Origin of the sequence: Amycolatopsis halotolerans (genome assembly GCF_042647905.1) — a bacterium.
Taxonomy (GTDB): Bacteria; Actinomycetota; Actinomycetes; order Mycobacteriales; family Pseudonocardiaceae; genus Amycolatopsis; species Amycolatopsis halotolerans.
On sequence record NZ_JBHRWI010000017.1, the window covers coordinates 39,080 to 50,415 of the forward strand.

An 11,336-nucleotide genomic window follows, 5' to 3' on the forward strand; every position below is an offset into this window, starting at 1 on the left:
GCCACGATGAGCATCGTGACCACCGAGACCACCGAGCGTGTCCTGGCTCCGCTTGAAGCGGCACTGCCGGAGCTTGAAGCGCTGTACGTCGATCTGCACCGTCATCCCGAGCTGGCGTTCACCGAAACCCGGACAGCGGCGGAGCTGGCCCGACGGCTGACTGAAGACGGCTTCGAGGTGCACACCGGCATCGGTCGCACTGGCGTCGTAGGCGTCCTGCGCAACGGCGAAGGACCGACTGTGCTGCTTCGCGCGGACATCGACGCGTTGCCGGTCGAGGAGCAGACGGGGCTGTCGTACGCGAGCACTGCGCGCGGCGTCGACTCCGAGGGCCGCGACGTGCCGCTGATGCATGCCTGCGGACACGACATGCACGCGACGTGGCTCTCGGGCGCCGCGCATGTCCTCGCGGCTTCGCGGGACGAGTGGTCCGGCACGTTGCTCGCGGTGTTCCAGCCTGGTGAGGAGGTTGGGGACGGTGCGGCCGGGATGGTCCAGGATGGTCTTTTCGAGCGGGTCGGCCGTCCTGACGTGGTCTTCGGGCAGCACATCGTGCCTGGTCCGGCCGGGTGGGTGCTGACTCGTCCCGGGGTGATCATGGCTGCGACGGAGAACCTGCGAATCACCCTGCACGGTCGCGGCGGGCATGGGTCGCGGCCGGAAACCACGGTTGACCCGGCGGTGCTGGCGGCGTCTGTGGTGCTGAAGCTGCAGACGATCGTGTCGCGGGAGATCGCGGCGACTGAGCCTGCGGTGGTGACCGTTGGCTCGATGCATGTCGGGACTGCAGCGAATGTGATTGCTGACCATGCCGTGCTGGAGGTCAATACTCGCGCCTTTGACGACGCTGTGTTGCTGCGGCTGCGTAAGGCGATCGAGCGGATTGTGAACGGGGAGGCCGCGGCCGCGGGGGCGCCTCAGCCGCCGACCGTGGAGGTCGTTGCGTCTTATCCGGTCACGGCGAACGACGCTGCCGCGTCGGACGAGCTGACTGAGGTGTTTCAGGGGCACTTCGGTGCTGAGGCGACGATGCCCGCGCCGTTGGTCACCGGCAGTGAGGACTTCAGCGAGTTCGGCCGGGCGGCTGGGGTTCCGTCGGTGTTTTGGCTGGTCGGCGGGTTTGACGCGCAGCAGGTGATCACCGCGATGACGGAAGGGCGGTTTGAGACTGACGTGCCCTCGAATCACTCGTCCAAGTTCGCGCCGGTGTTGCATCCGACGTTGCGGACCGGGGTGGAGACGCTGGTCGTCGCTGCTTTGTCCCGGTTCGCTCGCCCGGGTGTCGCGGAAGGGCGGTGAGTGAGACGATGGAACACGGAGGTGGTGCTGTGAACGCACCCCACGGACCGGATCCCCGCCCCGAGCCTGTGCTGATCACCGAGGCCGAGCCGTCGCTGGATGATCAACTGGCGGCGCGGAAGCGGAAGTACGTCATTATGATGGTGTGTCGTATTCCTTGTCTTGTGCTGGCCGGGTTGACTTATCACACGTGGTGGCTGGCGATTTTGTTTTTGGTGATTTCTATTCCGTTGCCTTGGATTGCCGTGCTGATCGCCAATGATCGGCCGCCGCGGAAATCGGAGAAGGTCAATCGGTATGCGCGGGATGCTCGGCAGATCGAGGGGCGGAAGCATCGGGTGATTGACGGGTAGCTCGTCGCCTGGGGGCGACATTGCGCCCATCGTTGCGTGGGGCACCCCGAAGTTTGATTGTGCATTTCGGCTTCGTACCGGGGTGCGGGGGCGGTGTGGGTGCCTCGCTCGTTGGGTGCGTCGGCTGCGGTTTGGGTGGTGGCGGGGGCTAGCGCCCCAATGTGGCGTTGGGTGCATGTGACGCACCGAATGCCACATTGGGTGCGCGGGATGCACCGAACGCCACATTGGGGCGTTGCGGTGGCGGGGGGTGGGTCGTGAGGGGAACCCTGAGGGAATCAGAGTCCGTGAGGGTTCCCCTCACGGAATGCGCGTCAGGGTTGGGGGCCGATTCGGCTTACTGCCAGTGCGCCTAGTCGGGTGCCTGCGCGCAGGACGTCCACTGTGGACTTTCCGGCCAGCCAGGTGGTGAGGACGCCTGCGTCGAAGGCGTCGCCCGCGCCGGTCGAATCCACGCAGGTTGTTTCTACTGCGGGGACTGAGGCGACGCCGGTTGCGTCGATCCAGCTCGCGCCGTCCAGGCCTGCGGTGACTACTACTGCGCCGACCGCGGCTAGCAGTTCGGTGGCGGAGGACGGGTCTGCGGAGCCGGTCAGGGCGACTAGTTCCTCGGTGTTCGGCATGAGGAGGTCGGTGCCGCGTACGTCGTCCAGGAAGGCTGCGGGGTCGTGGATGTGGGCGGCTGCTTGGGGGTCCACGGAAGTGGTCAGGCCCGCTTTCTTCGCGGCGGCCAGTGCGGCTAGGCCTGCGGGGCGGGAGGACGGGTCCAGCAGGACGTAGCCAGACAGGTGCAGGTGGGTGGAGCCGGTCAGCGACTCGGGCGTGACGTCTTCGGGGGCGAAGCGTTTGTTCGCGCCTCGGTCGGCGAGCATGCTGCGTTGGCCTTCGCCGTCGACCAGCACGACTACGCAGCAGGTCGGGGCTTCGGGGTCCGTGGCGAAGGCGCAGCGGACTCCGGCGGCTTCCAGCTCCGCCTTGATCAGGCGGCCGCCGGAATCGTCGCCGATTCGGGCTACCAGGGTGGTTTCCGCGCCCAGGGAACGCAGCCACAGGGCGGTGTTCGCTCCCGCTCCGCCGCCGGTGAAGCGGATTGCCGCTCTTGCGTCGCCGCCGTGGGGGAGGGGCTGGTCGTGTCGGGCTACTACGTCCAGGCCTGCGTCGCCTACTACTACGATTCCGGTCACGACAGGGCCACCGCTACTTCGGTCGCCAGTTTGGCGTTGGAGAGCACCAGCGCTTCGTTCGCGTCGATGCTGACCCCTTCGCTGGCGGTGTGGAAGTGCTCCAGCAGCACGGGAGTCACGTCTGCGCCGTGTACGTCGGCGTCGGCCAGTTTTGCCAAACCCTCTCGCAAGAGGCGGTCGTGCAGGGCACGGTCCATTTCGGACTCCGCGGGGATCGGGTTTGTCAGCAGTACGCCGGAATTCGCGTAGCGGCGGTGGGCGGAGATTACCGCGGCGGCTTGTTTCGCGTCCTCTACGCGCCAGCCGACGGGGTGGCCTGAGGAGCGGAGGTAGAAGGCGGGGAAGTCGTCGGTGCGGTAGCCGAGGACGGGGACCGAGTTCGTTTCCAGGACCTCAAGGGTGGCGGGGATGTCCAGGACCGACTTCACGCCGGAGCACACGACCACGGTGGGCACCTTGGCGAGGACGCCGAGGTCTGCGGAGACGTCCCAGCTCTGTGCCGCGCCCAGGTGCACGCCGCCTAGGCCGCCGGTCGCGAAGACGCCGATTCCGGCTGCTGCGGCGAGGGCGGAGGTGCCGGCGACCGTCGTCGCGCCGGAGCGGCCCAGGCCGACCGCTGGGCCCAGGTCGCGCAGGGACAGTTTGTCCAGTTCGGCGTCCGGGGCGCAGACGCGCTCCAGTTCGGCAGCGGAGAGGCCGATGACCGGCCGTCCGTCCAGCACGGCGATGGTGGCCGGAATGGCGCCTCCGTCGCGCACGGTTTGCTCGATTCGGCGGCCGACGTCGAGGTTCCGTCCGTACGGGAGGCCGTGCGAGAGGATCGTGCTCTCAAGGGCGACGACGGGGTGACCGTCGCGCAACGCCGAGGCGACTTCCTCGTGGACGAACAGGGGAGTGGTCTGGGTGGTCACGACCGGACATCATCTGTGATCGCCGCGTGCGCTGCGGCATCGGGTCAGCTCTGCCCGCAGATTTCGCCGCGCGGCGGATTCCCAGCGTGAGCGGGCGGCTTCGGTGAGGTACAGCGCGGGCCGGTCGAGGAGGCTTTCGAGGACCGCGGCGCGGCCGGTCGCCCAGGCGTCGTCGGGGTAGCGCGCGTACTCCTGGCGCACGTTGTCGACGTACACGGCGTACGCGGTAGGCGGTGCGCCGAGGATGGCTAGGTCGGCGTCGAGGAGGGCTGCTGCGGCGAAGTCGCCTTCGGGTGCTTCGTGGGCGGCTGTGGCGAGTACGAGTGCTTCGGCCTGGTCGATGTGCGTGTCGGCAACCCCTGCGCGAGTAAGCCAGTGACGCAGCCATTCGGCGCTGCGCTGTTCGTCTTGACCGGGTACGGCGTCGTAGACCACGTCGTGCGCCCACGCGGCGAGGACGACGACGGCGCGTTCATGGAAGGGCAGGTCGGCCGCTAGCTGCTCCGCGTCGTGCGCGACGGCGGTGGCGTGGGCTAGGTCGTGGTAGCGGCGGTGGGACTCGGTGTAGCGCGTTTCGAGGTCGGCCCAGGCGTCGTGGCCGACGTGGTGGTCGCCGCCGAGGCGGGCGAGCGCGCTGTGCCACCGGGGTGCGGACTCGTGCGGCATCCGGGCTCCTGAGGGGTCCCTTGGCAGGTCAGACGAGCCTAGCCGGGCATGACCGCGGGCGCGGCGCTGAGGCATGATGGTGGGGTGAGCACCGAAACGCTGACCAAGCCGGAGACCGACAGCACCGAGTCGACCGACGACGACACCCCGAAGATGTTCCACTACGTGCGCAAGAACAAGATCGCCGAGAGCGCGGTCATGGGCACGCACGTCGTGGCGCTCTGCGGAGAGGTCTTCCCGGTCACGAAGTCGCCCAAGCCGGGGTCCCCGGTCTGCCCCAAGTGCAAGAAGATCTACGAGGGCCTCCGTCCCGGCGGCGACGACTGATCGTTTCCCGCGCGTCCCGGTGCGCGGGAACAAAGGTGAAAATCCTTCACTCGGTGGCTGTGCACCCGGGGAGGAACTGGTAGACCTGCAGTCCGGCCAGTCGCCTCCCCGCAGGAGTGTCCCCGCATGCGCGCAACCGGGATCGTGCTTTCCCTCGTCGTCTTGCTGTCCGCCTTCAGCGCCGTCGCGGCGGGTGCCGCGAATGCGGTGACCGGGTGGACCACTGTCGGCTCAGATCGCGCCCGTCCGCTTGATGAAAGCCAGGGCCTCGCCACTGTCGAGCGCCCTTCGGGCACGAGCATCCGCTACACCGGCATCGGCACGGTCGACCCGGGTCTGGCCGCGAAGGGCTGGAACCACATCGGCGACCCGGGGTCCGCGAAGGGCTGGTACGTCGAGCCCTATCAGCGTGACGACCGCGGCGCGAAGCTCTTCCGCGTCGAGGCCCCGGACGGTTCCCGCGCCGATTACCAGCACGCGCTGGAATCGTGGGAGGCCAACAACAATTCGTTCGCCGCGGTGTCGCCCGACGCGCGCTGGCTGGTGTCCGGCGAGTGGGGCACGATGGACCGCCTGCTCGTCTACCCGATGCCCGGCGTCGCGGCCACCGATCCCGGCCAGAACCTGCCGTACGCCTCGGCGGTCCGGCTCGACCACCCGGTGCGCGACGTCCAGGGCTGCGACTTCGTGTCCGCGACCCGGATGATGTGCTCCTCCGACGACCCGGACGGCAGCCTCTTCGGCACCACCAAACCCTTGCTGCAGGTCGATCTCTCCGGTCCGGTCTCCGGCGCCGACGTCACCGGGCACGTCACCTCGCTCGGCCAGCTTCCGCTGGAAAGCGGCTGCGGCGGCAACTTCGAGGTCGAGGGCATCGACTACGACGAGCGCGACGGCACCCTGCGCGTGGTCGTGATGTCGCCGAGCGTCTGCATCGCGTTCGACAGCAAGACGTGGCGGTTCCGCCAGGGCTGACGCCCCCGCGCTCAGCCCTGCTGCGGGCGGTGCTGGCGCGGTTCCGGGCCGGGAGACGGCTCGGAACCGGCTCGCTCGTCGGCCCGCTCGGGCCTCGCGAGCTGCACGGTCTCCGATTCGGCGTGCTTCACCTCGGTGCCGTTCGGCGCCTCGGACTCGGCGTCGGCAGTGTCGTCTTCAGGGTGCCGTTTCGGCCGCCGCAACGGCATCGTCGTACGGTCCCACAGCTTGCGGCCCTCCTCGGCCCGCATCCGCTCGGTCGCGCGCTCCATCTCCAGCCGCCGCCACTTGCGCCGCTGCCGCCGGGTCGCCTTCGCGGGCCACAGCTCCTGGATCGCGCTGTTGAAGTACGCGCCGCCGACCACGGCGAGGCCGATGAAGAACATCAGCAGCAGGAACGCGATCGGCGCGGCCAGCGCGCCGTAGGTGTAGCCGGTTTTGGTGATCCAGTTCAGGTAGATCCGCAGCCCGATGCTCGACACCAGGAAGACCACGCCGGCCAGCATCGCGCCCGGCAGTCCTCGGTGCCAGGGCAGCCGGCGAGGGAGCGCGAGCTTGTACAGCGTCGTCAGCGCGAGCGCGATCATCACGCCCAGCACCGGGTAGTAGAGCGTGCCGACCCAGGAGGAGACCGTCGGACGCCAGTCGACCGGGAAGAACTCCGGCAGCAGGTCCGGCCCGATCGCCAGCAGCGGCAGCCCGACCACGAGCCCGATCAGCGCGCACAGGTACAGCAGCAGCGCGAAAATCCGCTGCCACACCTCGTTGCGGACGCCGTACTGGTCGTGCGCGACGGTGATCGCGTCCACGAACGACGACATCGCCGACGAGCCCGCCCACAGCGAGATGACGAAGCCCACGGACACGATCTCGCCCTTGCCGACGGTGAGGATGCTGTTCACCGTCGGTTCGATGATCTCCTGCACCGCGTTCGCGCTGAAGATGGTGTGGCTGAAGGTGATGATCCGGTCGTGCACCGCGGTGACCACGTTCTGGCCGAACCACTCGCCGATGAACCCGACGCTGCCGAGCAGCCCGAGCAGCAGCGGCGGAAGCGACAGCGTCTGCCAGAAGGCCGCCTCGGCGGCCTCGGAGAAGATGTTGCCCTCCCACGCTTTCGCGAGCGTGCGGGTGAGCAGCCGCCACGGCCCCCTGCGCACGGTCTTCTCCGGCACGCTCTTCTTCGGCTCTGCCTCGCCGGCGTCCGGTGTCACCTCGCCCATGGTGTGTCCCAGCATGGTCCATGCGCGCGGTTTTGGCTCGTCACCCCCGCCGAGAGGGGGCGTGTCGGAGGACACCACCCGTGGCGGTGCCCGGCGCCCGCGGGCGCGGAAGGTAAGCTGGCCGACGTGCCCTCATCGCGGCGCCCGGCGGCGAAGCCGGTGCCACAGTGGGGGTTTTCGCACGTCACGGCCGCGCCGAGCGGCCCGAGGAGGGGGTGAACCGAGTTTTGTCCGAGACGACCCAGCCGGTCCTCGGGGCGCCGCCCGCAGAGAAGGACTCCACCGCGCGCCCGCTGCGCGCCTGGCAGCGCCGAGCGCTCACGAAGTACCTGTCGAGCCGGCCGAAGGACTTCCTCGCGGTCGCGACGCCGGGCGCGGGCAAGACCGTCTTCGGCCTCCGGATCGCCGCCGAACTGCTTTCGGACCGCACCGTCGAGGCCGTCACGATCGTCACCCCCACCGAGCACCTGAAGCACCAGTGGGCGTCCGCGGCCGCGGCGGCGGGCATCCCGATCGACTCGAACTTCCGCAACACCACCGGCGTCACGTCGTCGGACTACCGCGGCGTCGCGGTCACCTACGCGCAGGTCGCCGCGCACCCCACGCTGCACCGGGTGCGCACCGAGAACCGCAAGACCCTGGTGATCCTCGACGAGATCCACCACGCGGGCGACGCGAAGTCCTGGGGCGACGCGACCAGCGAGGCGTTCACGCCCGCGGTCCGCCGCCTCGCGCTCACCGGGACGCCGTTCCGCAGCGACGACTCGCCGATCCCGTTCGTCGCCTACGAACCGGACGGCGGCGGGTTCCAGCGCAGCAAGGCCGACCATTCCTACGGCTACTCCGACGCGCTCGCCGACGGCGTGGTCCGGCCGGTCGTCTTCCTCGCCTACTCGGGTGAGGCGTCGTGGCGCACGAGCGCGGGCGAGGAGTTCACCGCGCGGCTGGGCGAGCCGCTCACCGCGGAGCAGAACGCGCGCGCTTGGCGCACGGCGCTCGACCCGTCGGGCGAGTGGATCCCGGCGGTCCTGCAGGCCGCCGACACGCGGCTCAGCCAGGTGCGCCAAGGCATCCCGGACGCGGGCGGCCTGGTGATCGCCACCGACCAGGAAACCGCGCGCGCCTACGCCAAGATCCTGGAACGGATCTGCGGCGAGACGCCGACGCTGGTGCTGTCCGACGACCCGAAGGCGTCCGGGCGGATCAAGGAGTTCTCCGAAACCAGGGAACGCTGGATCGTCGCGGTCCGGATGGTGTCCGAGGGCGTCGACGTCCCGCGGCTGGCCGTCGGCGTGTACGCGACCAGCGCGTCCACCCCGCTGTTCTTCGCGCAGGCCATCGGCCGTTACGTGCGGGCCCGGAAAAAGGGCGAGACGGCGAGCATCTTCCTGCCGAGCGTCCCGGTGCTGCTGGAGCTGGCCAGCGAGCTGGAAGCGCAGCGCGACCACGTGCTCGGCAAGCCGCACCGGGAGAAGGAAGGCTGGGACGACGAACTGCTCGCCCAGGCCAACCGCACCGAGGACGAACCGGGCGAGGAGGAGAAGGCGTTCACCTCGCTGCACGCCTCGGCCGAGCTCGACCAGGTCATCTACGACGGCAACTCGTTCGGCACCGCAGTCTTCTCCGGCTCCGACGAGGAGCAGGAGTACCTCGGCCTTCCCGGCCTGCTGGAGCCGGACCAGGTCCGCGCGCTGCTGCGCAAGCGGCAGGAAGAGCAGGTCTCCGACGAGAAGCGGCGCAAGCCGAAGACCGAGGAACCGGCCGCGCCGCCGGTCCGGTCGCAGTCGGTGAGCGAACGGCTCGGCGCGCTGCGCAAGGAACTCAACGCGCTCGTCGGCGTGTACCACCACCGCACGAAGAAGCCGCACGGCGCGATCCACAACGAGCTGCGCCGCCAGTGCGGCGGTCCGCCCACCGCGATGGCGACGGTGGAGCAGCTCGAAGAGCGGATCGTCACGCTGCGCTCCTGGTAGTCCGGCGGGAGTCCCGCGCGTGTTCCCGTCCCTGGGGCACGCTCCTTGACCTGGTAGAACCGGGTGTCCGGTTCGGCCCGGGCGCCCGATCGGGCACTCCTGCCCTCTCGACCGGACAACACCGGACAAGTTCTCGTTACGCTCGGTACGTGGCCGGGGTCACTCCGTCAGACGAGCCGTCAGATGAGGGCCGTGTTGCCGAACTGTGTCCATTTGGTGTCGGTTACTCGATCCCGGCATCTTCCCCAGAGCCGCTCGGCGGCATATGTTGTCGGCCACAACATATCTGCGACGGTGCACCGGGGACCCTCTCCGATCACCCCGCGAGCATGATCGGAGAAGGAACGAGGATGCGCAGCAGAACCCTTACCCTCATCGCCGCGACGGTGAGCGCCGGCCTGGCGCTTTCGGCGTGCGGCGCGAACAGCGCGGGCTCCGGCAACTCGGGGGACAGCAAGAGCTCCGCCTCCGCCCCGGCGGGCGGCGGCGCCAGCGGCAAGGTCGGCGTGATCCTGCCGGAGACCGCCACCTCGGCCCGCTGGGAAGCCTTCGACAAGCCGATGCTGCAGGCCGCGCTCTCCGCGCAGGGCTTCAGCGCCGACATCCAGAACGCCCAGGGCGACAACCAGAAGTTCTCCACCCTCGCCGACGGCTTCATCAGCTCGGGCGTCAAGGTGCTGATCATCGCCCCGTCCGACCCTTCGGTCGGCGCGGCGATCGAGGCCAAGGCCAAGAACGCGGGCATCCCGGTCATCGACTACGACCGCCCGAGCCTCGGCGGTTCGGCCGGCTACTACGTCTCGTTCGACAACGAGAAGGTCGGCGAGATCCAGGCGCAGGGCCTGGCCGACGCGCTGAAGAGCAAGCCGGGAGCCAACGTCGTCCAGATCGAGGGCGCGCCGACGGACAACAACGCGACCCTGTTCGGCAACGGCCACGACAAGGTCCTCAAGCCGCTGTACGACTCCAAGGCGCTGAACCTCGTGCAGAAGCAGGCCATCGACAACTGGGACGCCCAGGTCGGCGGCACGACCTTCGAGCAGATCTTCACCCGCGTCAACGGCAAGGTCGACGGCGTCGTCGCGGCGAACGACGAGCTGGCCGGCGCGATCATCACCGTGCTGAAGAAGAACGGGCTCAACGGGAAGGTCCCGGTCACCGGCCAGGACTCGACCCCGGCCGGCCTGCAGGCGATCCTGCGCGGCGACCAGACGCTGACGATCTTCAAGCCGATCAAGGAAGAGGCCGAGAACACCGCGAAGCTCGCGGCCGCGCTGGCCAAGGGCGACACGGCCGCGGCGGACGCGATCGCCACCGGCAAGCTGCACGACCCGAAGAACAACCGCGACCTGAAGTCGGTGCTGCTGCAGCCGCAGCTGATCACGATCAAGGACATCAAGACCGTCGTCCAGCAGGGCTACGTCAAGGCGTCCGACATCTGCACCGGCGACCTCGCCGCCAAGTGCACCGAAAACGGCATCTCCTGACGCCGCAGTAACTCCCCGCCAAGAGCAGCCGGGCCGGGACGCGTTCCCCCGACACGCGTTCCGGCCCGGCATCCACGCGAGAGACAAGCGAATCCCATGAGCGAGCCCATTCTCGACATCACCGGCCTGAACAAGAGCTTCGGCCCGGTTCACGTCCTGCACGACGTGGACTTCGCCGTGCGGGCGGGCGAAGTGACCGCGCTCGTCGGCGACAACGGGGCCGGCAAGTCCACTTTGGTCAAATGCATCGCGGGCATCCACCCGTACGACACCGGATCGGTGCGGTTCAACGGCGCGGACGCGCACATCCGCGGCCCGAAGGACGCCGCCGGACTCGGCATCGAGGTCGTGTACCAGGACCTCGCGCTGGCCGACAACCTCGACATCGTGCAGAACATGTTCCTCGGCCGCGAGCGCGGCAGCAGCTGGCTGCTCGACGAGGCCAGCATGGAGAAGGCCGCGCGCGAGACGCTGGCGTCGCTGGGCGTGCGCACGGTGAAATCGGTCCGCACCTCGGTTTCCTCGCTGTCCGGAGGCCAGCGCCAGACGGTCGCGATCGCGAAATCCGTGCTGTGGAACAGCAAAGTGGTCATCCTCGACGAGCCGACCGCCGCGCTCGGCGTCGCGCAGACCAAGCAGGTGCTCGACCTGGTCCGCAGGCTGGCCGAACAGGGCCTCGGCGTGGTGCTGATCAGCCACAACATGGCCGACGTGTTCGAGGTCGCGGACCGGATCGCGGTGCTCTACCTCGGCAGGCTCGTCGCGGACGTCCAGACGAAGGACGTGACGCACAGCCAGGTCGTCGAACTCATCACCGCGGGCCGATCGGGCGACCTCGGCCTGGCCCGTCCCGAAGCTGTCGCGCTGTGAGCGAGAAAGAACTTCCCAATGGGGTTTGTCAAGTCATGCTGCCGCCGGGATCGGGGGTGAAGCGTGGT

11 protein-coding genes are annotated in these 11,336 nt (G+C 69.0%); 7 read left to right on the forward strand and 4 right to left on the reverse strand.

Going from position 1 to position 11,336, the window contains the following annotated elements:
- The first annotated feature begins 6 nt into the window (after positions 1-6).
- Together ACFORO_RS13960 and ACFORO_RS13965 are read left to right on the forward strand one after the other, a co-directional pair.
- Positions 7-1,299 carry an amidohydrolase gene (locus ACFORO_RS13960; protein ID WP_377871351.1) on the forward strand — a complete coding sequence of 431 codons (1,293 nt, stop codon included), beginning with the start codon at positions 7-9 and terminating at the stop codon, positions 1,297-1,299.
- Positions 1,300-1,307: 8 nt separating this feature from the next.
- Positions 1,308-1,652 (forward strand): DUF3099 domain-containing protein, encoded by a 345-nt coding sequence (locus ACFORO_RS13965; protein WP_377871361.1) that lies wholly within the window; start codon positions 1,308-1,310, stop codon positions 1,650-1,652.
- 314 nt (positions 1,653-1,966) lie between these two features.
- Here ACFORO_RS13965 and ACFORO_RS13970 read toward each other — a convergent pair whose 3' ends face one another.
- The 3 genes from ACFORO_RS13970 to ACFORO_RS13980 are packed head-to-tail and all read right to left on the reverse strand — an operon-like array spanning position 1,967 to position 4,413.
- On the reverse strand, positions 1,967-2,836 hold the full coding sequence (locus ACFORO_RS13970; protein ID WP_377871352.1) for a carbohydrate kinase family protein: 870 nt from the start codon (positions 2,834-2,836) through the stop codon (positions 1,967-1,969).
- Entirely contained in the window at positions 2,833-3,747 is a 915-nt protein-coding gene (locus ACFORO_RS13975) for a pseudouridine-5'-phosphate glycosidase (RefSeq protein WP_377871353.1), read from the reverse strand. The genes ACFORO_RS13970 and ACFORO_RS13975 overlap by 4 nt, the downstream gene beginning before the upstream one ends.
- 9 nt (positions 3,748-3,756) lie before the next feature.
- The gene (locus ACFORO_RS13980) at positions 3,757-4,413 is read right to left on the reverse strand and encodes an HD domain-containing protein (protein ID WP_377871354.1); all 657 of its coding nucleotides are present in this window, start codon (positions 4,411-4,413) and stop codon (positions 3,757-3,759) included.
- 84 nt (positions 4,414-4,497) lie between these two features.
- Between ACFORO_RS13980 and ACFORO_RS13985 the strand changes: the two genes are divergently transcribed.
- Both ACFORO_RS13985 and ACFORO_RS13990 read left to right on the forward strand, forming a co-directional pair.
- Positions 4,498-4,740 carry a DUF3039 domain-containing protein gene (locus ACFORO_RS13985; RefSeq protein WP_162834726.1) on the forward strand — a complete coding sequence of 81 codons (243 nt, stop codon included), beginning with the start codon at positions 4,498-4,500 and terminating at the stop codon, positions 4,738-4,740.
- A 126-nt stretch (positions 4,741-4,866) separates the two neighbouring features.
- A complete protein-coding gene (locus ACFORO_RS13990; RefSeq protein ID WP_377871355.1) occupies positions 4,867-5,715 on the forward strand; it encodes a hypothetical protein in 849 nt (282 codons plus the stop codon).
- Positions 5,716-5,726: 11 nt separating this feature from the next.
- On the opposite strand, the gene ACFORO_RS13995 is transcribed toward ACFORO_RS13990, so the two are convergent.
- Complete coding sequence (locus ACFORO_RS13995) at positions 5,727-6,938, reverse strand: YihY/virulence factor BrkB family protein (protein WP_377871356.1); 1,212 nt, start codon at positions 6,936-6,938, stop codon at positions 5,727-5,729.
- Positions 6,939-7,153: 215 nt separating this feature from the next.
- Between ACFORO_RS13995 and ACFORO_RS14000 the strand changes: the two genes are divergently transcribed.
- The 3 genes from ACFORO_RS14000 to ACFORO_RS14010 all read left to right on the forward strand — a co-directional run bounded on the left by ACFORO_RS14000 (position 7,154) and on the right by ACFORO_RS14010 (position 11,268).
- Positions 7,154-8,911: a DEAD/DEAH box helicase gene (locus ACFORO_RS14000; protein ID WP_377871357.1), complete on the forward strand. Its 1,758-nt coding sequence runs from the start codon at positions 7,154-7,156 to the stop codon at positions 8,909-8,911.
- A gap of 350 nt (positions 8,912-9,261) precedes the next feature.
- On the forward strand, positions 9,262-10,398 hold the full coding sequence (locus ACFORO_RS14005) for a sugar ABC transporter substrate-binding protein (RefSeq protein WP_354743454.1): 1,137 nt from the start codon (positions 9,262-9,264) through the stop codon (positions 10,396-10,398).
- Positions 10,399-10,494: 96 nt separating this feature from the next.
- Entirely contained in the window at positions 10,495-11,268 is a 774-nt protein-coding gene (locus ACFORO_RS14010) for an ATP-binding cassette domain-containing protein (protein ID WP_354743452.1), read from the forward strand.
- Positions 11,269-11,336 lie beyond the last annotated feature (68 nt).